Annotated in this window: 19 protein-coding genes and 1 pseudogene; 12 read left to right on the forward strand and 8 right to left on the reverse strand. The window is 57.6% G+C overall.

The genetic code is table 11. The annotated features are described in order from the left end of the window. Positions 1-12: 12 nt before the first annotated feature. Positions 13-933, reverse strand: coding sequence for a universal stress protein (locus H8F22_RS12410; RefSeq protein ID WP_194940391.1), 921 nt, complete (start codon positions 931-933; stop codon positions 13-15). 80 nt (positions 934-1,013) lie between these two features. Beyond that, positions 1,014-1,247 carry an Lpp/OprI family alanine-zipper lipoprotein gene (locus tag H8F22_RS12415; protein WP_027923599.1) on the reverse strand — a complete coding sequence of 78 codons (234 nt, stop codon included), beginning with the start codon at positions 1,245-1,247 and terminating at the stop codon, positions 1,014-1,016. A gap of 371 nt (positions 1,248-1,618) precedes the next feature. Between H8F22_RS12415 and ftsH the strand changes: the two genes are divergently transcribed. Together ftsH and H8F22_RS12425 are read left to right on the forward strand one after the other, a co-directional pair. Continuing rightward, positions 1,619-3,457 carry an ATP-dependent zinc metalloprotease FtsH gene (ftsH, locus tag H8F22_RS12420; RefSeq protein ID WP_194940221.1) on the forward strand — a complete coding sequence of 613 codons (1,839 nt, stop codon included), beginning with the start codon at positions 1,619-1,621 and terminating at the stop codon, positions 3,455-3,457. Positions 3,458-3,523: 66 nt separating this feature from the next. Further along, positions 3,524-3,949 carry a potassium channel family protein gene (locus H8F22_RS12425; protein ID WP_027923597.1) on the forward strand — a complete coding sequence of 142 codons (426 nt, stop codon included), beginning with the start codon at positions 3,524-3,526 and terminating at the stop codon, positions 3,947-3,949. 65 nt (positions 3,950-4,014) lie between these two features. Here H8F22_RS12425 and H8F22_RS12430 read toward each other — a convergent pair whose 3' ends face one another. Both H8F22_RS12430 and H8F22_RS12435 read right to left on the reverse strand, forming a co-directional pair. Next, positions 4,015-4,899, reverse strand: coding sequence for a universal stress protein (locus tag H8F22_RS12430; RefSeq protein WP_194940222.1), 885 nt, complete (start codon positions 4,897-4,899; stop codon positions 4,015-4,017). A 156-nt stretch (positions 4,900-5,055) separates the two neighbouring features. Beyond that, positions 5,056-7,431, reverse strand: a complete 2,376-nt coding sequence (locus H8F22_RS12435; RefSeq protein WP_194940223.1) for a phosphoketolase family protein — start codon at positions 7,429-7,431, stop codon at positions 5,056-5,058. A gap of 259 nt (positions 7,432-7,690) precedes the next feature. On the opposite strand from H8F22_RS12435, the gene fnr reads away from it, so the two are divergent. Both fnr and H8F22_RS12445 read left to right on the forward strand, forming a co-directional pair. Then, complete coding sequence (fnr, locus tag H8F22_RS12440) at positions 7,691-8,434, forward strand: fumarate/nitrate reduction transcriptional regulator Fnr (protein ID WP_027923594.1); 744 nt, start codon at positions 7,691-7,693, stop codon at positions 8,432-8,434. Between the two features lie 24 nt (positions 8,435-8,458). Continuing rightward, positions 8,459-9,442: a zinc-dependent alcohol dehydrogenase family protein gene (locus H8F22_RS12445; protein WP_194940224.1), complete on the forward strand. Its 984-nt coding sequence runs from the start codon at positions 8,459-8,461 to the stop codon at positions 9,440-9,442. On the opposite strand, the gene H8F22_RS12450 is transcribed toward H8F22_RS12445, so the two are convergent. Then, on the reverse strand, positions 9,432-10,343 hold the full coding sequence (locus H8F22_RS12450; protein ID WP_027923592.1) for a universal stress protein: 912 nt from the start codon (positions 10,341-10,343) through the stop codon (positions 9,432-9,434). The genes H8F22_RS12445 and H8F22_RS12450 overlap by 11 nt on opposite strands. 223 nt (positions 10,344-10,566) lie before the next feature. On the opposite strand from H8F22_RS12450, the gene H8F22_RS12455 reads away from it, so the two are divergent. Further along, the gene (locus H8F22_RS12455) at positions 10,567-11,130 is read left to right on the forward strand and encodes a GNAT family N-acetyltransferase (RefSeq protein ID WP_194940225.1); all 564 of its coding nucleotides are present in this window, start codon (positions 10,567-10,569) and stop codon (positions 11,128-11,130) included. A gap of 53 nt (positions 11,131-11,183) precedes the next feature. On the opposite strand, the gene H8F22_RS12460 is transcribed toward H8F22_RS12455, so the two are convergent. Then, entirely contained in the window at positions 11,184-12,107 is a 924-nt protein-coding gene (locus H8F22_RS12460; RefSeq protein ID WP_027923590.1) for a universal stress protein, read from the reverse strand. Positions 12,108-12,156: 49 nt separating this feature from the next. Between H8F22_RS12460 and H8F22_RS12465 the strand changes: the two genes are divergently transcribed. Beyond that, a complete protein-coding gene (locus H8F22_RS12465; RefSeq protein ID WP_228758761.1) occupies positions 12,157-13,167 on the forward strand; it encodes a diguanylate cyclase domain-containing protein in 1,011 nt (336 codons plus the stop codon). A 47-nt stretch (positions 13,168-13,214) separates the two neighbouring features. Here H8F22_RS12465 and H8F22_RS12470 read toward each other — a convergent pair whose 3' ends face one another. Beyond that, positions 13,215-13,430, reverse strand: a complete 216-nt coding sequence (locus H8F22_RS12470) for a hypothetical protein (protein ID WP_059182774.1) — start codon at positions 13,428-13,430, stop codon at positions 13,215-13,217. A gap of 374 nt (positions 13,431-13,804) precedes the next feature. Between H8F22_RS12470 and H8F22_RS12475 the strand changes: the two genes are divergently transcribed. Together H8F22_RS12475 and H8F22_RS12480 are read left to right on the forward strand one after the other, a co-directional pair. Next, positions 13,805-14,731 carry a universal stress protein gene (locus H8F22_RS12475; RefSeq protein WP_194940227.1) on the forward strand — a complete coding sequence of 309 codons (927 nt, stop codon included), beginning with the start codon at positions 13,805-13,807 and terminating at the stop codon, positions 14,729-14,731. A gap of 177 nt (positions 14,732-14,908) precedes the next feature. Continuing rightward, positions 14,909-16,426: a DUF2235 domain-containing protein gene (locus tag H8F22_RS12480; protein WP_194940228.1), complete on the forward strand. Its 1,518-nt coding sequence runs from the start codon at positions 14,909-14,911 to the stop codon at positions 16,424-16,426. A gap of 140 nt (positions 16,427-16,566) precedes the next feature. Here the strand turns inward: H8F22_RS12480 and H8F22_RS12485 are convergent, their stop codons facing one another. Beyond that, positions 16,567-16,926: a DUF6124 family protein gene (locus H8F22_RS12485; protein WP_027923584.1), complete on the reverse strand. Its 360-nt coding sequence runs from the start codon at positions 16,924-16,926 to the stop codon at positions 16,567-16,569. Between the two features lie 680 nt (positions 16,927-17,606). On the opposite strand from H8F22_RS12485, the gene H8F22_RS12490 reads away from it, so the two are divergent. From H8F22_RS12490 to H8F22_RS12500, 4 genes and pseudogenes are all read left to right on the forward strand, one after another. Next, positions 17,607-19,139 carry a diguanylate cyclase gene (locus H8F22_RS12490; protein ID WP_228758762.1) on the forward strand — a complete coding sequence of 511 codons (1,533 nt, stop codon included), beginning with the start codon at positions 17,607-17,609 and terminating at the stop codon, positions 19,137-19,139. Between the two features lie 513 nt (positions 19,140-19,652). Then, positions 19,653-19,841 (forward strand): annotated as a pseudogene (locus tag H8F22_RS32610) (aromatic alcohol reductase); the annotation flags it as partial. 409 nt (positions 19,842-20,250) lie between these two features. After that, positions 20,251-21,087, forward strand: a complete 837-nt coding sequence (locus H8F22_RS12495) for an ABC transporter ATP-binding protein (RefSeq protein ID WP_050590200.1) — start codon at positions 20,251-20,253, stop codon at positions 21,085-21,087. A gap of 39 nt (positions 21,088-21,126) precedes the next feature. Then, positions 21,127-22,128 carry an ABC transporter substrate-binding protein gene (locus H8F22_RS12500; protein ID WP_027923580.1) on the forward strand — a complete coding sequence of 334 codons (1,002 nt, stop codon included), beginning with the start codon at positions 21,127-21,129 and terminating at the stop codon, positions 22,126-22,128. The last annotated feature ends 22 nt before the right edge of the window (positions 22,129-22,150 follow it).

A 22,150-nucleotide genomic window follows, 5' to 3' on the forward strand; every position in this document is an offset into this window, starting at 1 on the left:
CCGTCTCCTTGATCATCCTTGGGGGCGCGATGGCTTGACGATCATCAAGCTGCACGGCGCCTTGTTCAGCACACTCTCGACGGTACCGCCGATGAACCGGTCGATCCCGTGATGATAGGCGGTACCCAGCACCACCAAGTCAAAAGCCTGTTGTCGAGCAAACTTCACGATCACCTTGTGAGGGATGCCCTTCAGCAGATGTCGGCGTTTCTTGTCGATGCAATAACGTTCGGCAAGCGCATCAAAGGCCTCTTGCTGAGCATCATTGATCGCATCGCTGAAACTGTTATCCAGGCTCAGTGTCGGCACGCTTCTCTCGGTATCCCCCACCACCGACCAGTTGCTGACGTTGAGTACGTGCAAGTCGGCGCCACAGGAGGCCGCCACTGTCGAGGCCAGATCGAGAATCCGGTCATTAAGCCCGTGGCTCAGCTCTTCGAGATGGGACAAATCGACTGCCGCAAGAATGCTCATCGGCTTGGAATTTTTTGCGTCGCTGACCAGATGCAAGGTCGCCGGACAGTCGCGCAGCAACAGCCAGTCAAGGGGCCGGTGGAACGCGCGGTCGAGTACCGGCACATGCGTGGCGTCCTTGATGACCAGGTCCGCATGGAAGTCATTGACGTATTCCACTATGTGCGCAGGGGTGGACCTGGACCAGACGACTTCGGTGGTGACCTGCATACCGATGTATTGATGAAACCGGGCTTGTTGCTCCAGCCAGTGTCGGTGCACCTGCAGGTAGCCCTCCCGCGCCTGAGCCATTGCATCGTGATCAAACAACCCGGCCACCGCCAGCACCTGCACATAATCGAATGCGACGATGTGCAACAGCGCCCCCGTGGCACAGGCCAGCGCATGCGCGCGGTCAAACGCCGGGGTGCGGATCATTTCGCAAGGGGCAATCAACAGGATACGTTTAAGTTTGAGCATCATAGACCTCGTCCCGCGAGCGCTTTTACCTGACTGACGGCCAGCCCGCCGTCCAGCCTGAGGCTTCCTGCCATGGCTGATTATTTAAGTTTCGCTTTATCGGTTATTCGATTGGCGCGCTGGTTGGCCTCATCGGCAGCCCGTTGTGCTTGCTCCGCTTTGTTGTACGCCTCATCGGCCCGCAGCCGAGCGGTCGCGGCGTTGTTTTCAGCGGCCTCCAATCGCGCGTCAATTTCCTGAGCGTGCCGATGACTACAACCGGCGGTCGTTGCCAACAAGATACTCAGTAGTACAAAGGACAAGCGCTTGCTCATGACTTTTCCCCTCGGTTTATCGCAGCGGTGTACTTCACCTGGATTGCCAAAGTATCGGACGCCAGCACTTGCGCACTCTGATTTTTGTCAACTTATAGCTCGCTGACAGTGAGTGAGTGGCTCACTGAAGCCTTGTTGATTTAACTCAATGTTTTTATGCCGCCGGGGCGTAGAAAAAGTGAACCGGGTCCAGGCGGCTTAAAGGCCGCACCTGAAACAGAGGGCGCTGTCATGAGCAACTTGAGTTGGCGTAAAACCATCCTGGAAGCACTTGAGTTCAAGCCTGAAATCAACGCTGCCAATAGAGAAGTTGCCCTCCGGGCGACTCAAGGCTGGCGGCCCTGCCCCTGTCTTCTTGCTGAGTGAACGTCATGAAAAAAACACACCAGTGGAACCTCTCCTACTTCCTGATCGCGTTTGTCGTGTTCACCCTCACTCAGTTACTGTTTGTCGATCGTCACGTTGTGCAGAACATTCCCTACAGCCAGTTCCTGCAATTGCTGAAGGAGCAAAAGGTCAGCGACTTAAAGGTCGAAGCAGGTCAGATCAGCGGCAAACTGCAAGAGCCTATCGAAGGGCACACCCTGTTCTCGACGGAACGGGTCGATCCGGCGCTGGCGGCGGAGCTTGCCCATTCGGGTGCCAGCTTTGCCGGAGTCAACGAAAATACCTTTCTGAGCGGCCTGCTGGGCTGGCTGCTGCCGTTCGCCCTCATCATGGTGGTCTGGCATTTCCTGTTTCGCTCAATGGCGGAAAAACAAGGAATGGGAGGGTTGATGAGCATCGGAAAGTCTCGGGCCAAGGTGTTCGTCCAGCGCGATACCGGAGTGACCTTCGCCGATGTGGCGGGTATCGATGAAGCCAAGACCGAACTGGTGGAAATCGTTTCTTTTCTCAAGGACAAGGCCAAATACGCACGCTTGGGGGCGCACATCCCCAAAGGCACCCTGTTGGTCGGTCCGCCGGGAACCGGCAAGACCCTGGTCGCCAAAGCGATCGCCGGGGAAGCCGGTGTGCCGTTTTTCTCGATCTCGGGGTCGGAGTTCGTCGAAATGTTCGTCGGGGTGGGAGCCGCACGAGTGCACGACCTGTTTGAACAAGCGCGGGAGGCGGCGCCCTGCATCATCTTCATCGACGAACTGGATGCGCTGGGCAAAATGCGGGGCGTTGGTGCATTTGGCGGCAATGACGAAAAAGAGCAAACCCTCAACCAATTACTCGCGGAACTGGACGGATTCGATCCTCGTGAGGGCGTTGTATTGCTGGCCGCGACCAATCGGCCAGAGATCCTTGACCCGGCGCTGCTGCGAGCCGGCCGGATCGACCGTCAGGTGCTGATTGATCGCCCGGACCGAAAAGGCCGGCAAGCGATCCTCAAGGTCCACCTGCAAAAGATCACCACAGAGCCGGGCCTGGATGGCGAGCGTATTGCCGACATCACCACGGGCTTCACGGGCGCGGACCTGGCCAACCTGGTCAACGAAGCGGCCATCGTCGCCACTCGCCGCGGCGCAGAGTCGGTCAACCTGGACGATTTCACTGCCGCGGTGGAACGTATCATCGCGGGGGTTGAACGCAAGAGCAGCCTGCTACGCCCCGAGGAGCGCCAGGTGGTGGCGTATCACGAGATGGGGCATGCCCTGGCTGCCAGTAGCCTGCCGGCCATGGACCCCGTTCACAAAGTATCAATCGTGCCTCGCGCCATCGGTTCCCTGGGCTATACGTTGCAACGACCGACCGAAGATCACTTCCTCATCAGCTGCCAGATGCTCAAGGACCGGATTGTCGTCCTGATGGCCGGACGCGCCGCCGAATACCTTGCTTATGGCCAGATTTCTACCGGGGCGGCCGATGACCTGGCCCGTGCCACTGATATCGCCCGGCAATTGATCACCCGCTTTGGCATGAGCGACGAACTTGGGCAGTCGGTGCTGGAGCGGCAAAGCGCGACGTATCTGGGCGAACATATGGGCGGCGGCGAGCGAGACTATTCAGAACAGACCGCCAGGGAAGTTGACCTGGGTATTCGTGCCCTGCTCGATGAAGCTTATGGACGGGCGAAAGCCTTACTCCACAGTCGGCGGGCTGATCTGGATGCCGGTGCACGCCTGCTGCTGGAAAAAGAAACCCTGACGCCGCAAGAATATCCACCACTGATGCCGATCAATCCCGCCCAGGCCCCGACACAACCGAACGTGGCACCTGCCTGAGGAACGTCCCTTGTCGCCCCCCTTTGGCGCAGTCCTTCACACCTACGCTGCCACCGGAGGTTTGCCATGCTGGCCGTTACCTTGATCAATACACTGGTGGTCATCGTTGTCGTGGTGATTCATTACGAATGCCTGCTACGCCTGAACGATTGGCTGCCCCGGCTCAAGCTTTGGAGCCGCTTCAGGATTGTTGTCGGGGTGTTCGGCGCGCTGCTGGCCCATGCGCTGGAAGTCTGGTGCTTCGCGCTGGTCTATTACCTGATGGTGCGTTCCGGCGAATGGGGCGGCCTGACAGGCAACTTTGATGGTTCTCTGCTGGACTGCGTCTATTTTTCCTTCACGACCTATACGACGATCGGGTTCGGCGATATTTCGCCCGTGGGCAATCTCAAATACCTGACCGGCCTGCAAGCCTTGACCGGCCTGGTACTCATCACCTGGACGGCCTCGTTTCTGTTTCTTGAAATGCAGAAATACTGGAAGCGCAAATAGCAAACGCCGACCTCGCGCTCTCTGTCACGCCCACCGGTCAGTCGGGTCTGACCGCCCCGCCCTCTTCAGACCGCCAAGACGCTGCAAGGCACCTGATACAAAATATGCTCGGTTGTGCTGCCCAGAAGCTTATCCATTCCATGGGACTGGACTTTGCCCATCACAATCACATCCACTTGATGATCGAAGGCAAACTCGCTCAATGCTTTGACGGGGTTTCCTAAAATGAAATGTCGACGATCAGAGGCCACCCCATACCGACCGGCCAACTTGAGGAATGACTTCTCCAGGTCACTGCGCAGCGCTTTGGTCAGGTCAGCCAGCGTCAGGCCATCCATGTCTGCCAGGAAGGCGGCGGAAATATCGCAGGCGTACAGCAAATGCAACTCGGCATCACACTGTATGGCGAGGCCGCTGGCTTGCTGGATGATCCGGTCATTGAGCTCGTCGTCGGGAGACTCGGTTTCCGACACTTCGACCGCCGCCACAACCCTGCGTGGCAAGACAAAGCCGCTCCCGCCCACCAGATAAACCGGTACCGGGCAGTGACGCAGCAGATGCCAGTCCAGAGGCGTGAAAAAAGCACGTTTGAGCACCGATTCATGCTGAACCTCCTTGATCAGCAGGTCGGGCTGCATGTCCGAAACGTGATCGAGAATGTCTTGCGGCAAGTCATCCGCCCATGCCACCTCGGTGGTCACATTGATCCCCCGGTCACGCAGGTTTCTTGCCTGCTCCTTCAGCCAGTCTTGATGGTCCTGCAGATACCGCTCCCGAGCCATTTTCCGGTCGCCTTCCTCGAGCAGTGACAACATTTTCCACGGAGCAATCAAGGCGGCAATATGCAAATTCGCATGGCTGGCCTTGGCCAGTGCTGCGGCATGATGGATTGCCTGGGAATGGCGCAGGGCCGGGTTGATGATCAGTAACAACCGTTGATACTGGCTCATGATCTGCCTCCAGTCAGGTGGGGGTTGAACGTCGCTTGCTGCCTGCTGCCTGCTGCCCAGGCTCGCGGTGGCGTTTCGCTGGATCAGGCGCCAGCGTGACTTTAGAGTCCTCCTGCGGCACCTGCGTGACCTTGATTTAGATCAGCTCCCCCCACCTCAGCCATCGACCACAGGCGTCCACTGCCAATTCAGCACCTCGGGCATGTCTTGCCCGTGCTCGATGAGGTAGAGCTTGTGTTTTTCCATCGTCGACCAGTATCGCGACCGCGCGTTTTGCAGTTGATCATGCAGACGGGGAACTCGCTCGATGACGTCCAGCGCCAGTTGATAACGGTCCAGGTTATTGATCACGGCCATGTCGAACGGCGTCGTGGTCGCGCCCTCCTCCTTGAAGCCACGGACGTGGAAATTGTCATGATTGGTGCGTTTGTACAGCAGGCGGTGGATCAGCGCGGGGTACCCGTGGAAGGCAAAAATCACCGGTTTATCGACCGTAAACAGCTCATCAAACGCCGTGTCCGGCAAACCATGGGGATGCTGGAAGGAAGGCTGCAGCACCATCAGGTCGACCACATTGATCACCCTGACGCGCAAATCCGGAACGTACTCGCGCAACAAGGTGACTGCCGCCAGGGTTTCCAGGGTCGGCACGTCACCGGCGCAGGCCATCACCACGTCCGGGTCCTGATCATCCCGGCATGCCCAGTCCCAACGGCCGATCCCCGTCTGGCAATGTCGGATGGCCGCATCAATATCCAGCCACTGCCACTCCGGTTGTTTGCCGGCGACGATGACGTTGATGTAATTGCGGCTTTTCAGGCAGTGGTCAGCCACCGACAACAGGCAATTGGCATCGGGCGGCAGGTAGATCCGCACCACGTCTGACTTTTTATTCGCCACCAGATCGATGAACCCCGGATCCTGGTGGGAGAAGCCGTTATGGTCCTGACGCCAGACATGGGACGTCAGCAAGTAATTGAGCGAAGCAATGGGTTTGCGCCATGGCACTTCGGCAGCGGTTTTCAGCCATTTGGCATGCTGATTGACCATCGAATCGACGATATGGATGAACGCCTCGTAACAGGACAGCAAACCATGGCGACCTGTCAGCAAATAGCCTTCGAGCCAGCCCTCGCACACCTGCTCGCTGAGGATCTCCATGACCCGGCCATCGACCGACAGGTTCACATCGTCTGGTTCCAGCGGTTCCATCCAGGCTTTGGCGCTGACCTCGTAGACCGCATCCAGTCGGTTCGAGGCCGTTTCATCCGGGCCGAACAAACGAAAGTTTTTCGTTAACAGGTTGTTTTTCATCACATCGCGCAAAAACGTGCCCAGTACCCGCGTGGCCTCCGCGCGCCGGCTGCCAGGCTCCTCGAGTTTCACCGCGTAGTCGGTGAACTGCGGCAGGTCCAGCGCCCGCAACAGCAAGCCACCGTTGGCGTGGGGATTGGCACTCATGCGTCGGTGGCCGGTGGGAGCCAGTGCAGCGATTTCGGGCTGCAAGGCGCCATTGGCATCAAACAGTTCATCCGGGCGGTAGCTGTTGAGCCATTCCTCCAGTTGCCGCAGATGAATCGGCTGCTGGAAATCGGCCAGAGGCACCTGATGCGCACGCCAGGTGCCTTCGACGTGAAGGCCATCGACGAATTTCGGGCCGGTCCAGCCTTTGGGGGTGCGCAACACCAACATGGGCCAAAGCGGCCGTTCTGGCGCTCCGGATTGCCGAGTCTGGCGCGCCTCGCGCTGAATCTCGCGGATTTTCAGCACCATCGTATCCAGCGTCCGGGCCAGGGCCTGATGCACCTGCGCCGGATCATCGCCCTCAACGAAATAAGGATCGTAGCCATAGCCATACATCAGGGCTGACAGTTCATCTTCACTGATTCTGGACAGCACCGTGGGGTTGGCGATTTTGTAGCCATTGAGGTGCAGGATCGGCAACACCGCCCCGTCACGTGCGGGGTTGAGGAACTTGTTGGAGTGCCAGCTGGCCGCCAGCGTACCGGTTTCCGCTTCGCCGTCTCCGATCACGCAAGCAACGATCAGCTCAGGGTTGTCGAAGGCGGCGCCGTAAGCGTGGGCCAGGCAATACCCCAGTTCGCCACCTTCATGGATCGAGCCCGGGATCTGTGCCGACACATGGCTGGAGATCCCGTACGGCCAGGAAAACTGCCGAAACAGACGAATCAGGCCGTTGGTATTGCGCTCCACCGATGGACGGAATTCGGTGTAGGTCCCCTCCAGATAGGTCTGCGCAACAACCGCAGGCCCACCGTGTCCGGGACCTGCGATAAAAAGCATGTTCAGGTCGTACTGGTTGATCAGGCGGTTAAGGTGGGTGTAGATCAGGTTAAGCCCCGGTGTTGTCCCCCAATGGCCCAGCAACCGAGGTTTGATGTGTGCCAGGGTCAGGGGCACCTTGAGCAAGGGGTTATCTTTGAGGTAGATCTGCCCGACAGCCAGGTAATTGGAAGCCCGCCAGTAGGCGTCCAGCCCTTCCAGTTGCTCATCATTCAGAAAATTACTCATGAAGTTCCCCGCCCATCGTCGGACCTGCCGATTGTCATGGGTCGATTCTGGGTGCCTGAAACGCTCAGGACTTGATTTACATCAAGTTTCAAAGTGGCGGCGCCAGTCAAGGTGCCGGAGGGCCCCCTGTATCTCGGCTCCCAATCCGCGCGGGGCATTCCCCATTCGTCGAATACCCCGCCATACCCCGCAATGAAATGCGCGTGCGGGGCAGCACCACCTATGCTTAATGCACCCCACCCAGATGGCGTCGTTCCCCATGCCTGAAACCCGCCCACTTCAAATTCATCACCTCAAGGCAGCGTGCTCCAACTGCAGTGTGCTGGAGCTGTGTCTGCCAATCGGTTTGAGCGGCCCGGAAGTCGAACGCCTTGATACCCTGATCGTGCAACGTTTCAAGGTAAAAAAGGGGACAGCGTTGTACCGCACGGGAGATCCCCTGCTTTCGCTTTACGCGGTCCGCATTGGCTCATTCAAGACCAGCATGCTGTCAGTGGATGGGCGTGAACAGGTCACTGGCTTTCACATTCCGGGCGAGATGCTCGGTCTGGATGCCATCAGTGCCGACGAACACGCCTGTAATGCGTTTGCCCTCGAGGACAGCGAAGTGTGTCCCATCCACTTTGCGCAGCTAGAGAAACTCGCCCAAAACCTGCCGTCCCTGCAGCACAACCTCAACAGGCTGCTGAGCCGTGAAATCGTGCGTGATCACTCCATGCTGATGCTGATGGGCAACATGAACTCGGATGAGCGGCTGGCAGCCTTTTTACTGAACCTGTCGCAGCGCTTCAGTATCCGTGGCTATTCATCCAGGGACTTCGTTCTGAAAATGCGCCGCGAAGAAATCGGCTCCTACCTGGGGTTGCGGCTGGAAACCATCTGCCGGGGCATTGCTCACCTTCGGGATCAAGGTTTGGTGGAAATCGCCGGCCGAGAGGTAAAGATCCTGGACCTGGAAGGGCTCAAGCAACTCGTCGCCGGTTGTCACCGTCCCCAGCGCTGACACTTGCACGTCTGGAGAAACATCATGCGTGCCATGGTGCTACAGGTTGCCGGCGCGCCCTTGCAACGGGAAGACCGCCCCATCCCGATACCCGCCGCCCACCAACTATTAATCAAAGTCCTGGCTTGCGGGGTCTGCCGCACCGATCTGCATCTGGTCGACGGGGAATTACCGCAAGCAATACTGCCGCGGGTGCCGGGTCATGAAATCGTCGGTGAAGTCACTGCAGTGGGCGCTGACGTCACGTCCGACTGGATCGGCAAGCGAGTGGGCGTACCGTGGCTTGGCTGGACGTGTGGTCAGTGTGCGTTCTGCACCTCAGGCCAGGAAAATCTTTGCGATAAGGCGCAATTCACCGGATGTCATCTGGACGGTGGTTACGCCGAATACACCGTCGCCGACAGGCGTTTCTGCTTCCCGATTCCCGACAGTCTCTCGGACATTCAAGCGGCACCGCTGCTGTGTGCCGGGCTGATCGGCTTTCGGGCGTTACAGATGGCCAAAGGAGCGCATCACCTGGGCCTTTATGGTTTCGGGGCGGCAGCGCATCTGGCAATCCAGGTGGCGCGAGGCCGAGGGCAGAAGGTGTATGCCTTCACTCGACCAGATGACCACGAAGGCCAGGACTATGCCCGATCCTTGGGTGCCGAGTGGGCGGGGGCATCGGATCAACCACCGCCGCACTTGCTCGATGCCAGCCTGATTTTTGCGCCTGTCGGTGCGCTGGTGCCGCTGGCCCTGGCCACGACCATCAAGGGCGGATGCGTGATATGCGCCGGTATTCACATGAGCGACATCCCGGCGTTCCCCTATCGTCTGCTGTGGGGCGAACGCAGCATTCGCTCAGTAGCCAACCTGACCCGCGACGACGGCACGGCATTTTTTCAGGAGCTGCAACACACGTCCGTGCATTGCGACGTCACCCGCTTTGCCCTGGACGATGCCAACCAGGCACTGGAATGCTTGCGGGCCGGTCAGTTCAATGGCGCCATCGTGCTCACACCTTGACGCCCTGCCGGACCGCCAGAATGCTGCCCGGCACCGAATACAGCGCCCGTTCGGTGTTACTGCCGATCAAGCGGTCAATCCCCACTCGGTGCACAGTGCCCATCACCACCACATCCGCCAGGTATTGCTCGACAAATTCACTGATCACCGGCACCGGCAGGCCCATCACGAAATGCCGCCGCTCAGGCGGCACGCCGTAGCGATCCGCCAGGGTGACAAACGCCAGGTGCAAGGATTCACGCAGTTCCTCGATGTAGTCCACACCCCAGCCCCCCCCGGACAGTGGCGCATCACCATTGAAGGCGGGCGACAAATCGTAGGCATATAACAGGTGCAACGGGGCGTCGCATTGCAGGGCCAGGGCATTGGCCGTCTGGATGATGGTGTCGTTCAGTCCGCTGATTTGAGTCGAGGGATCAAACGGGTCCACAGCGGCCACGACCCGGTGCGGCAAGCTGTAACGAACCTGATTGACCAGGTGCACGGGAACCGGGCATTCGCGCAGTAGATGACAATCGAGTGGAGTAATGAACACTCGCTTGAGCACCGGCTCCAGGATGACATCCTTGATCACCAGGTCGGGTTTGAGTTCTTCAACCGTTTTCAGGATATCCAGCAATGGATGGGTCGTGAAGATCACTTCCACCGTGACATCCAGCCCTTGGCCACCCAGCTGCTCCACCTCATCCGCCACCCAGCGACGATAGCGGCGCAAGTAGCGCTGATACCCGGCGTCGTCCGTTTTCTCTTCCCACAAATGCACGATCGGCGCCGGCTCGACAAAGGCCCGCACATCCAGCGCCGCCCCGCTCACCTTGGCCAGCGCGACGGCGCGCAGCAAGGCGGGAGATTGATGCAGGGTTTGGTCGGCAATCAGCAGCAAACGATGAAATTGACCCATCACACACCTCCGCTCGACTCCGGTCGTTAAGCGCCGGTTGCTCCAAGACTGCGCTCGGCACCCTCCCTCCCGTTGATTTACATCAAACACACGTCAATCAGCGCCCCACATTACGGGCATCTGATCCAGATCAGGTTTGACCGCTGCCAACGGCGTAGAAAGGAATGAGCCGTGCGGTTCGTCACCGCGCGCACACTGTACAAACCGGATGGAGGATCTCCCCATGCTTACCGTCAAAGACCACAACGAACGGGCTGCAGCGGCTTACGCCGCGGTCCTCGGGCAATACTGGATCGAAGCGCTCAAGGACGGCCGGCATGTATTGATCCGGCCGCTGGCAGAAAAAGACCGCGACCGTGAATACGCGTTTATCAAGCGACTGTCGCCCGAATCCCGGCACATGCGTTTTCTCGCACAGATCAACGAGCCTGGCACTGCGATGCTCGATCAGTTGATGGACACCGATAACAAAAAGCGCGTCGCCTACATCGCGCTGGTTCACGAAAACGGCCAATTGATCGAGATCGGTATCAGCCGTTACGCCGCCACCGATGAGCATGAATGTGAATGCGCCGTGACGGTCGCCGACGACTGGAAGCACCTGGGGCTGGGGACGTTGCTGATGGAGCATCTGATCAAGACGGCTCGCAAAAACGGCTTTCGCCAGATGTATTCGGTGGACGCCGCCAGCAATACATCGATGCGCGACCTGGCCCGGACACTGGGCTTCGATACACACAATGACCCCGATGACGCCCGTCAGGTGATTCACCGCCTCTGCTTGTAAACAAGCGCCCCACGATGTGCAGGCCAACGGCACATCGTGGGGCGCTTTGGCATTCAGGATTGCAACGCCCTGCCCGGTTTTATCGCCAGCACACTGCAGGGGGCCCGGTGCAAGAGCTGTTCGGCGGTAGTCCCCAACAATTTGTTCAACCCATAATGCTGCACCGTCCCCATGACAATGATGTCCGTATGATGCTCGGCGACAAAATCACAAATACTCGTCAGCGGTGACCCCTCGATGAAATGCCGATCCTGCGGTGGCACGCCATGTCGCTCGGCGATGGCTGCAAACGCTTCGTGCTGCGCCGCCCCCAGGGCTTCATAGATCCCCGTGGCCATGGGCAGTGCGCCAAAGCCAATGTCCTGGGCATAGATTGCCGTCCAGTCGTACACATGCACCAGATCAAGCCGGGCATCACACAGGGCGGCAAGCTTGGCGGCTGCGTCAATGATCTGGTCATTAAATACATGGTCCTGGTCTTCACTGCGCAAGACATCGATGATCGCCAGCACATTGCGGGGGCGTGGATGGACGGCATTGGTCACCAGATGCACCGGCGCCGGACAATCGCGCAGAAGCTGCCAATCCAGTGGCGTGAAAAACACGCGCTTCAATGCCGACTCTTCCTGGGCATCCTTGATAATCAGTACCAGTGGCATCTCGTTGACGTAGTGCAAAACCTCCTCATAAGGGTGCTGTACCCACACCACCTCACTGGTGACCTCCACGCCCTGTTGGCTCATCGACGCGGCTTGCTCCGCGAGCCATTGCCGATGGCTTTGCAGATAACCATCACGGGCGAGACTCATTTGCTCAGAGGCAAACAGACCGGCCACCGCCAAAGCTTGCAAATAATCGAACGCGACGATGTGCAACGGCAATTGCATGGCCAGTGCCAGCGCGGCGGCACGGTCGAAAGCCGGTGTACGGGTCATGGCTGGGGGGGCAATTAACAGTAAACGCTGAGTCTGCGACATGGGGCACCTCGGCACACGGCCATCAGGATAGAGATAACAGGCATCCAGATTGAGCGTTCCTGCCGCGGCTGACTTGATCTTGATCAACCGCCCCCCTTTCCCTTCGGCCTACCCTGAATTGGGGCTTAACGCATCAATGGCGGTATCGGAGGGGGCAATGATCGAATATGACCAGCAGTTGTTGGTAAGAGCATTGGACGCTGCGACAAATCCGGTATTGATCACCGAGCGCACGGGCTGCATCGTCTGGATCAATAAGGCGTTCTGCCTCTTGAGTGGCTATTCAAAGCCCGAGCTGGTCGGGAAAACCCCGCACCTGCTTTCTTCGGGACGACAAAGCACCACCTTTTATCGGGACCTGTGGCTGACGATCCTGGCGGGGCTGACCTGGCAGGGAGAGATGGTCGAGCGACGCAAGGACGGAGGTCATTGCACTGTCAATCAGGTCATCACCCCAGTGATTGACGATCAGGGGGTGGTGACGCACTTCATCGCCATTTTGCACAACTTCAAAGTGAGGGATGAGGAACGCGCGAATATGCAGCAACTGGCGTTTCACGACACCTTGACCGGGTTGCCTAACCGCAGATTGTTTCTGAATCTGCTTGAACAGGCGATGGAACACGCCACGACATTCCAACAGTCGCTGGCCCTGATGTTTATCGATCTGGATCGCTTCAAGTCCATCAACGACACGTTGGGACACGGCTGTGGCGACAAGCTGCTTATAGCGGTTGCCGAACGCCTGGGCCGGTCCGTGCGCAGGTCCGATGTCGTCTCCCGCTTGAGCGGCGACGAGTTTGCGATTCTGATCACGGGTGTGGATCAACGGGACCAGATCGAGGCCTTGGCCAATAATCTGATTGCCGCGATTGATCAGCCCTTCATGATCGATAAACATCATATAGAAACGCGCATTAGCGTCGGCATCAGCCTGTTTCCCGCTGATGGTGTCAGCGCCGAGGCATTGCTTGAGCAAGCCGACAACGCGATGTACCACGCCAAAAAAAACGGCGGTAATGCCTGTCGCTTCAGTGGCCTGATCCCGTCCTCTGTTTAAACATTCAAGACAACAAGTTGTCTGCCCACGGGTGAACAGCGCCAGGACTACTCAATGGTCGCCGCCAAATGGCTACCCCGTGCCTCCCGTATAAATACCTGTTGGGCAGCGGTGTCTGGCCATTTATGCGGCGCGTTGATCCGTGCCTTGAGTTGACCAACGAACGCCTGAGCTTCCTCTTGGCGGTTGAAGTTCACTTCCAGGTTATCCAGCTGCACGACCCAACGATGGGTCGTCCGTTTTTCTGTAATCGCAATGATCATAAACACCTCCCGTCGACCTCGAGAATCACCCATCCCTCATCACGGTTTTTACACAATGTTCTGCACACCCGACTCCCGGGTGCGCACGTCACTCATGGCCATGACGGATGCCTCTGGCCATGTCCGATGGAATTGGGCACTGCCCCAAGACTGCGCCGAGGTGGCAGGACAGAAATTGATAATGGTCAATACTTTGTGAGAGGCCGCCTGTGATTGACCGCGCGTCAGGCGCTGAAACCGGTCAACCGTCTCTTTGACAAAGATCAAACCCACCCCCCCTCTCCAGCAGCAGGATAAGAACCAGGCCTTACGGCCCAAACGCACGGTCGACATTGAGTGCAAGGGTTTCTGCGATGACCTACGGGAGAATTGTCATGTCTGAGCAATCACGTTTCATGCTGGTCGTTTCGCCGCTGATGGAAAACAGCCCCGCTTTCGACCGGGCCGCAGCATTGGCCAAGGCTGCGGGGGCCGCCTTGCATATCGTGGCGTTCGACTACCTGGAGGGACTGGCGACCGCCGGTCTGGTCAACGAACAAGCGCTGGAGCAGATGCGCCTGGGCTATGTCGAGCGTCATCGCCAATGGCTCGAAGACCAAGCCCGGCCCTTGCGTAAAATCGGCGTGCACGTCACCACGGAGGTGGTCTGGGTAGAAAAACCTCTGAAAGAAATCCTCATTCACCTCAAAGAACAGCCGATGGCGGTACTGATCAAGGCGCTGGAGCATGAATCGCTGCTGTCACGCCTGATGTTCACGCCACTGGATATCCATCTGCTGCGCGAATGCCCGGTGCCGCTGCATTTTGTCAGCAATGTGCAGCACGCGCTGCCGCGAAGAATCCTCGTCGCGGTCGACCCGTTCCATCGTGACGGTCAATACGTGGGTTTCAACGACAGGATTCTGCGCGAAGCCTCGAAACTGGCGAGCATCTGTAACGCTGAGCTCGATGTGATCTATGCCCATGACCTTTCCTCCATCAGCGCTAACGAATTCGGCTTTGATAATGCCTCGGCGTTTTTCTCATCAGGCAAAGCCAAATCACTGTTCGATGCACAGGGCCAGACTTTCCGCGATCTGGCTGATCGCAATGGCATCCCGCCGGAGCGTCAGCACATGATCATGGGCGACCCGGCCAAGGTCCTCTCCAGTTATGCCGATGCTTATAGCATCGACGTCATCGTGATGGGCCGGGTCGGTCATCGTGGCATTGAGCGATTGGTCGGCAGTACGGTGGAACACCTGCTGTACAAAATGCCGTGTAGCGTGTGGGTCGTTTCGCCAGAGACGCTGGAGGACTGAGGCAGGGTTGTTGCCGCGTTTTAGGCTGGCACCGCTTGACGCCCAAGCGGTGCTGATCTTGAATCTTGTTTGCTGCCCTTTCCCCCCGACACGCCTGATACTGGCCAGCAGTCTGCAGCCAAACCCACCGTCGGGCTTCGTCAACCGGCACCTGCTTGCCGGGAAAAAGGATTTGCCATGACTAATCTGGTGATTTGCTGCGACGGCACCTGGAACACCCCCGACCAACTCGACCAAGGCATCCCCGCCCCCACCAACGTGGTGCGGCTTTACAACGCCGTAGCTGACAACGCCAAGGGCGTAGCACAAACCACCTACTATCACCCCGGTGTCGGCACCAATGGCAGTTGGTGGGATAAAGCCGTCGGCGGAGGCACCGGTGCCGGCCTTGATGACAACATCATGAGCGCCTACCAGAAGCTCTGTTACTGCTACCAGCCCGGCGACAACATCTTCCTGTTCGGCTTCAGCCGCGGCGCTTACACGGTGCGCAGCCTTGCCGGGTTCATTGGCCGCTGCGGGCTGTTGCAGATCGTCGGGTTACCACCCGCCGAGGTCTGGACGCGCATCCAGACCCTGCTCACCTACGGCTACCGGCGTAAAACCGAGGAGCGCAAAGACTGGGATGCGCAAGGCTGGCAGTTCCACAACAAGGCTGGCGATTCGATCCCCATTCGTTTCATTGGGGTCTGGGACACCGTCGGTGCGCTGGGCATCCCCGACGACATGGCATTGCTCAATCTGCTCGACAATCGCGAACGCTACACCTTCCACGACACCACGCTGCACCCCTCGGTCAAGTACGCCCGCCACGCGTTGGCGATGGACGAACGCCGCGCCTCGTTCCAGCCGACGCTGTGGAGCAAGCCGCCGGCGGGCACTGACCTCCAGCAAATCTGGTTCCCCGGCGTGCATTCAGACGTCGGCGGTGGCTACCAGAACTGCGGCCTGGCCAATGGCGCGCTGAAGTGGATGATTGATGAGGCGAGCGCGGCCGGACTGATTTTTGACCCCAATATTGTCAAGCAGATCAAGCCAGACCTCTACGACACCCTGCACGACTCCTGTGATGGCGTGTTCACTGTGCTGCCGACTCAACCCCGCAGCGTGGCCGACATGAGCTCACAACAGACGTTGTTCCACACATCAGCACTGGACCGGCAGAAAGTCCCCCCCATCACCCAATCGCCCTACCGCAAAGCACGCTTGCTGGCACCGCCTAACCCGCTGGTACTGGACATCTCCGCCCGCCAGCCGTGGAACGAAACCGGCCTGTGGCTCAACGCTGGCACCACGTACACCTTTAGCGCCAGCGGTGAGTGGCTGGACGCCTCGATCGTTTGCGACCCGGCCGGGCCAGTGAGCAAGCATTTTCAACCCAGCGAACTGGCCTACGTGGCCGGCGCGGCATTGGGCAAACTGGAAACCTGGTACAGCAAGCTGTTCAACAACAGCGACGCAAACTTTTACTTCACCCGCCGCCACGAGAATTACCCTTGGTTCAGTCTCGTCGGCGCAATCGCCAACAGCGAGGGTGTCGACGCCAAAGGCGTCCTGTTGAAACCGGAAACCTTCCTCATCGGCCACGGCTGCACGTACACGCCGAAGCGCTCCGGGTATCTCTATGCCTATGCCAATGACGCGTGGAATTGCTATGGGAATAACAAGGGGCATGTGGCGTTGACGATTCAGTAGTCCATGGCTGATCACCGGGTTATTGCGAGGGGGTGAAATGCATGAAGCCCCGCCCCCTCAGAGGGGACGGGGCTTCTGACTGCACACCCTGCTGAAACAACGAATAACCTGTGGCAAGTTCCTTCGTCACAAAACAGCGGTCACACAGCTGGCTCAATCTTATCCAGCACTCCATTCGCCGTGATCTCTGCCACCATGATGCTGTTGGAAATGCCCAGCAGCGCGTAGCGCGCCTCCCCCTCCAGATGATCCACCAAGTGGTGGACCATCACATCAAGCGAAGCCAGTGTCTCGACCAAAAAAACCGCCAGGGTTTCGGCTGTGGCTTTCGGGTCCACGGAAAATAGCGTGCTGCGTGTTCGCGGGGTGGCTTTGATGTCGGCGTTCGACGGGAAGTGGACGTTGAGGGCGCGTTCGGCGGCCTCGTTGAGCTTTTTTGAATCGGGTTCGTACGGGGACACTGGATCGGTGTCTGGTGGATTGGGGGTTACCTTGAACATGGTGAAACTCCTAGAGAAATGGAGCTGCCACGATTCGCTGCGAAACGAAAAATAAGGTGGCAACTGTACGCGGGTTCGCAGACCAGGACTCTAGGAACCCGGCAGACCCGAAGGTCTCCCACGCACAGCCGCCATGACATGAGAGACAGACCTGACGAAGCATCTGTTCATGGACGTAGACGTTGTGCGTCTAGAGATTACCCGGGCTGCGAAACCCGATCACTGATGGGCAGTGACACGAGTCAAGTTACCGAGAGGCCCAAAAGCGCACAAGCCGGCGGATTCTGGCGTACCCGTAGGCAAAGGCACAAGGTTTTGTAGCTTTCAGGACGTAACCTTGAGGGTGCTTAAACATAAGCTCTCAAGTGTTGTTGAATGGGCTGACACGTACTTCCTACGGAGGGTGAAAGAGGTAGCAATGTTGTCTCTTGAATCAATCGGTAATCGGCCAAAAGCAGTCGGTCGAGAAAGATCCAGAAAAGCGGGTTGCGCGACTTTGCCATTTGCCAGCTTGGGCATGCCTGAGCGCAGCCAAACTGGCTGCCGTATGCCTATCGACCGAAGCCTGCTGAGGGTCGGCCAAGGTGTCCTTATAAAGATAACGACGGGCGTGCCGATACTGCAAAAGTACTCCAAGTCACTGCACGCTGTTGTTGGCGATGAGCAAGGAACACAAAATGATGTCTACTCGTCAGAACGCACTCAAAGCATCAGACGTGACCCTTTGCGGTCTGGTGTGCCTGGCTGGGGTCGCCGTCACGTTCTTGGTGCTGATTCTGTTCGTAGGGTCAGAGAAACGTACCGTTAGCGTTGCTTTTCAACTGGAGGTCGACGAAAGATTCAGTCGCCTGCAACGACGCTTTAATACTCAGGTCTTGAAACTAGACGTTGTAAGGCGTTTCTTTATCAACGCCGACGATGTCACTGAAAAGGAGTTTCTGGGATTCGTTACGCCTCTAGTGGAAGAGGACGAAGCCTATAGCTGGGTACCAAGGATTCTCGAGAAGGATCTCCAAGCGTTTCGCGCCAAGGCGCTTCTCAATGGCACCCGTGATTTTTCATACCATGAAATTAATCCCGTCACCGGCGAAAAAGTCCCCCTCGCCAGCCGGCCTGAACACTGGATATTGCTCTACTTATTGAAGCGCGACGACGTAAAGATAATACCGGGCATGGATGTTCTGGCTCGCCCCGGTCGCCAAGCCTTGATGAGCAAGGCACGAGAAACACGTCAAATAGTTGTGTCGGAACCGTTGAAAATGACCAATGGGCAGTCGGGGATTTTCTTTGTCGCACCTGTATTCCAGGAGTCCCCTGAGGTTCCATTGAACGATGATAATTTGCAGGGGTTCGTTGTCTCCACCGTACGCTTGGCTTCGTTGATGGAACAAGGCATTCCATTACCAAGTCTGCAACGACTGAACGTGACACTTTCATTGATCGACACGCAGCATCAAGGGGAAAACATTTATCAGAGCGCTGCCCCTGCGGCCCCTTCAGCGCTGTACGCGCAGCGGCTACTGAAAGTAGCCGACCAAAATTACTTGATCCAGTTTAGACCCAGCCCAACATTTCTGGTCGCCAACAGCTACGCACTGTCCATCAGCCTAATTATCGTGTTCGGAGCTGGGTTGACGCTGCTGCTGACCTTGATGGTGTACTTGCTGATTACGCAGCGCGCCCGCGCCCTCTCGCTGGTTGATGAACGCACGAAAGACTTGCGGTTGTTGAACATTACCGATCACCTGACCGGAGTCTATAACCGCCGATACTTCGAAGAGTTGATGGAGCGCCTGCTCATCGAGGCTAACGTGCAATACCGCCCTCTGTCGCTGATCATGTTTGACGTCGATCACTTCAAACACATCAACGACCGCTGGGGCCATCAGTGTGGTGATAACGTTTTGAAGTCGTTGTGTACACGAATACGTTCGGCAACACGCAAAACCGATCTGTTGTGCAGAACAGGCGGAGAAGAGTTTGCATTGATCTGCCCGGATAGCCAACTGAACGATACAAGGCTACTGGCAGAAAAGCTTCGAGCTCTAATAAGCAACCTGCCATTTGATGATATTGGACAGGCGACGTGTAGCTTCGGCGTTGCCACGTGGATTCCATCAGAATCGTTTGACGCCTTCATTCGGCGCGCTGATACCGCGATGTACAGTGCTAAATCCAGTGGTAGAGATCAAGTCCAACTTGCCGATATGTAGCAGGTCGGCTACCCGGATGTCACGGCGCAAAAGCCAAAACTCGACAGCTTCGCAGCCGCGCTCTGCGTTCAGGTCATCGTCCCATTGTCCAGCACACCCCCTGGTAATGACCGGCAGAAGACGACCCAAATCAGTCCTTCGGGGAAGGGCTGAAATCGGCCGATTTCTGTTGAAAACAATCGGACTCTCAGCTCGCCTGAACTCAAGCATGATCACCGCCAGAGAGCCTACTCACCACTTGAGTGATTTCTCAGCTCTTCGTTGACCTTTGCTGCTCTGCTATTGGGTTAGTTTGAGTTTTTTTGCTTAGTGCAGGCGCACCTATCCCGTGACCGGTGGCCCTTGAGATGTAAATTTGGCCAGCCGGCGACATGAACTCATCGGTCGCGCCACTCATGCCACGTAGTCGCAAGCGATCCAATTTCAGGAAGCGCTTGAGGTGGGCAAACAACCGATCATTGTCTGGGTGCTCTCGACTTCTGCGGTTCGATGAGCCGGTGTGGGCTTCACCTCCAAATCGTCTACCTTGCTGGTGACACCGTAACGTATGGGCAGGTGGCGGGCATCCTCGAACGTGTGCCGGGACGTCCATTCAAACGTAACGTCTGGATGGTTGCGCACTTGATCCGGAAACTGGAAAAAGACCCCACTCATCACATCAAAAAGTACCGCGCAGTGTGCGCACAAGGCAAAGGCGTGGCCTGCTCCCTGCGGCATACCAAACTATCGGGTATTTATCCGCGCAGTAAACCTCACGCCCCTTACCTCCCCGCTAATCACTCCTGCTTATATAAGTACACGGGCACATGAAGTAACTCGTTTCATATTTGAAACAAATCCGCCATGTTCCGGCGCTCGGCGTTACTGAACCAAGCATCCTCCCTTTCGCAGTTTCCCTGTAATACACATCAAACGTGCAATTTCGTGCCACACAGGAAACCTTGTTTCATATATGAAACGTGCGTTAAATGAGAAATTTAACGTAACTTCATAATAAGAAAGGTTTTTTTAAGAAAAAACCAACTGGGCAACTCAGTGGCATTGTTCATGCAATAAACACCGTATCACCTATAAAACAGACCAGAGACCCTTCCCAATGGCTGTGAACGAGATGTACGCCATCGCCCCTCAATGGAATAAACCCGCTCCCAAGGAAGATCTGGAGCCCATCGAAATTGAATTTCGCAATGTCGGCAAATGTTTCCCGGCCAAAGGAAAGTCCGAAGCGCCGTTTGCCATTCGCGACGTCAATTTCAAGATTCGCCGCGGTGAAGTGGTGTCGATCATCGGCCCTTCCGGTTGCGGCAAAAGCACCATTCTGAACATGGGCTCCGGCCTCTATCGACCTTCCGAAGGCGAAGTGTTTGTCGGCGGTGAAGCGGTGACAGGTCCGGTTCGCCAAGTTGCTTTCATGCTGCAAAAAGACCTGCTGATGCCATGGCGCAGCATTCGTCGCAATGTCGAACTGGGCCTGGAAATTCAAGGTGTACCGGCCGCTAAGCGTCAGGCCGTGGCCAAAGATCTGCTCGATCGTTGCCACCTGCAAGGCTTTGCCGACCACTACCCGTTCCAGCTGTCGGGCGGCATGCGGCAGCGTGCAGCCCTGGCTCGTACCTTGGCCATCGACCCGCAAGTGCTGTTCCTCGACGAGCCGTTCTCGGCCCTGGATGCGCAGACCAAGATGATCCTGCAGCAGGACATGGCGCGGATGCTGTTCGACGAAAAGAAAACCGCCCTGTTCATTACCCATGACCTGATCGAAGCCATCGCCATGTCCGACCGGTTGCTGGTCATGAGTGCCCGCCCGGGCACCATCATCGAAGAAATCAACGTCGACCTGCCGTTTCGCGACAACCCGCTGGAGCGCCGCAAGCTGCCGGAGATCGGTCCGCTGGCCGGTCGCCTGATGGAATTGCTGAAAGTCGGCGAAGACACCGAACTGCATTGATCAACGCCCTTGCGGCCATCAACCGATTCAGGAGTACGCATGTTCAAGTCTCTGTTTCAACGCTTCAGCCAGGCCAGCGGCATTGCGCTCGGCCTGGGCATGGCCTTCGCCGCGCAGGCGCAGCCCACCGACGTGACCTACTTGTTGCCGGCGCCGCCGAACTCGCCGGCGTTCGCCCCGTGGATCATTGCCCAGCAAAAGGGTTACTACGCCGCGCAGAATCTGAACATGACCTTCATCGCGGCCAAGGGCGGTGTGGACGTGGCGAAGCAGATCGGTGCCGGTAACGCCATGCTCGGCGGTGCCCTGGGTGATACCCCGATTGTGGTGCGGGCCAACGGTATTCCGGTGCGCTCCGTCGCCGTGCTGGGCGCCGGCGGTGTAACTATGATTGCCACCAACGCCGCCGAAAATATCAACTCGATCACTGACCTCAAGGGCAAGACCATGACGGTGATGTCCTACTCGGACACCACCTATTACGCCTTGCTCGCCTCCCTTCGAAAAGCAGGCCTGAGCAAAACCGACGTGAACATCCAGGCTGCCGGCCCGTCGGGCGTCTGGCAGTTATTCTCGGCTGACAAAGCCCAGGCGATGGCGGGCGTACCGGACTGGGTGGTCAACGCCGAAGAAGCCGGTGTGAAGATCAAACTGATCCCGCAATCGCAAATTTTCGAAAGCATGGCCCAGGCAATTCTCGCGTCGGACGACGCCATCAAGACGCACCCGGAAATTGTTCGCGGCGTGGTCCAGGCCACCCTGCAAGGCATGCGCGACATCATCCAGGACCCGCACGCCGCGGCACTCACCTTCGCCAAAGCTGTCCCCGCCTACGCCGGCAAAGAAGATTCGCTGGAGAAGGTCTTCAAGCTTTACGTCGAACACGTCTACGCCAACCAAACCGTACTGGGTCGCATCGATCCGGCGCGGCTGGAAGCGGTCCGCACGTTCTATGTCAGCGAAGGCATCGTCAACCAGGAACCGAAGCTCGACGACCTGTACACCAATCAGTTCATCGACACCCAAACAGCTGCGCAATAACGGCGAGTGACAACAAGGTAAC

The organism is Pseudomonas mucoides, assembly GCF_015461845.1.
Taxonomy (GTDB): domain Bacteria; phylum Pseudomonadota; class Gammaproteobacteria; order Pseudomonadales; family Pseudomonadaceae; genus Aquipseudomonas; species Aquipseudomonas mucoides.

What these genes read in the sequence shown, in the direction of transcription:
- H8F22_RS12435 (WP_194940223.1), bottom strand. Translation starts at nt 7,431, where the DNA reads ATGAGTAATTTTCTGAATGATGAGCAACTGGAAGGGCTGGACGCCTAC.
- H8F22_RS12425 (WP_027923597.1), top strand. Translation starts at nt 3,524, where the DNA reads ATGCTGGCCGTTACCTTGATCAATACACTGGTGGTCATCGTTGTCGTG.
- H8F22_RS12430 (WP_194940222.1), bottom strand. Translation starts at nt 4,899, where the DNA reads ATGAGCCAGTATCAACGGTTGTTACTGATCATCAACCCGGCCCTGCGC.
- H8F22_RS12410 (WP_194940391.1), bottom strand. Translation starts at nt 933, where the DNA reads ATGCTCAAACTTAAACGTATCCTGTTGATTGCCCCTTGCGAAATGATC.
- H8F22_RS12470 (WP_059182774.1), bottom strand. Translation starts at nt 13,430, where the DNA reads ATGATCATTGCGATTACAGAAAAACGGACGACCCATCGTTGGGTCGTG.
- H8F22_RS12460 (WP_027923590.1), bottom strand. Translation starts at nt 12,107, where the DNA reads ATGTCGCAGACTCAGCGTTTACTGTTAATTGCCCCCCCAGCCATGACC.
- H8F22_RS12490 (WP_228758762.1), top strand. Translation starts at nt 17,607, where the DNA reads ATGTCTACTCGTCAGAACGCACTCAAAGCATCAGACGTGACCCTTTGC.
- H8F22_RS12450 (WP_027923592.1), bottom strand. Translation starts at nt 10,343, where the DNA reads ATGGGTCAATTTCATCGTTTGCTGCTGATTGCCGACCAAACCCTGCAT.
- H8F22_RS12445 (WP_194940224.1), top strand. Translation starts at nt 8,459, where the DNA reads ATGCGTGCCATGGTGCTACAGGTTGCCGGCGCGCCCTTGCAACGGGAA.
- H8F22_RS12495 (WP_050590200.1), top strand. Translation starts at nt 20,251, where the DNA reads ATGTACGCCATCGCCCCTCAATGGAATAAACCCGCTCCCAAGGAAGAT.
- H8F22_RS12480 (WP_194940228.1), top strand. Translation starts at nt 14,909, where the DNA reads ATGACTAATCTGGTGATTTGCTGCGACGGCACCTGGAACACCCCCGAC.
- ftsH (WP_194940221.1), top strand. Translation starts at nt 1,619, where the DNA reads ATGAAAAAAACACACCAGTGGAACCTCTCCTACTTCCTGATCGCGTTT.
- H8F22_RS12500 (WP_027923580.1), top strand. Translation starts at nt 21,127, where the DNA reads ATGTTCAAGTCTCTGTTTCAACGCTTCAGCCAGGCCAGCGGCATTGCG.
- H8F22_RS12475 (WP_194940227.1), top strand. Translation starts at nt 13,805, where the DNA reads ATGTCTGAGCAATCACGTTTCATGCTGGTCGTTTCGCCGCTGATGGAA.
- fnr (WP_027923594.1), top strand. Translation starts at nt 7,691, where the DNA reads ATGCCTGAAACCCGCCCACTTCAAATTCATCACCTCAAGGCAGCGTGC.
- H8F22_RS12455 (WP_194940225.1), top strand. Translation starts at nt 10,567, where the DNA reads ATGCTTACCGTCAAAGACCACAACGAACGGGCTGCAGCGGCTTACGCC.
- H8F22_RS12415 (WP_027923599.1), bottom strand. Translation starts at nt 1,247, where the DNA reads ATGAGCAAGCGCTTGTCCTTTGTACTACTGAGTATCTTGTTGGCAACG.
- H8F22_RS12485 (WP_027923584.1), bottom strand. Translation starts at nt 16,926, where the DNA reads ATGTTCAAGGTAACCCCCAATCCACCAGACACCGATCCAGTGTCCCCG.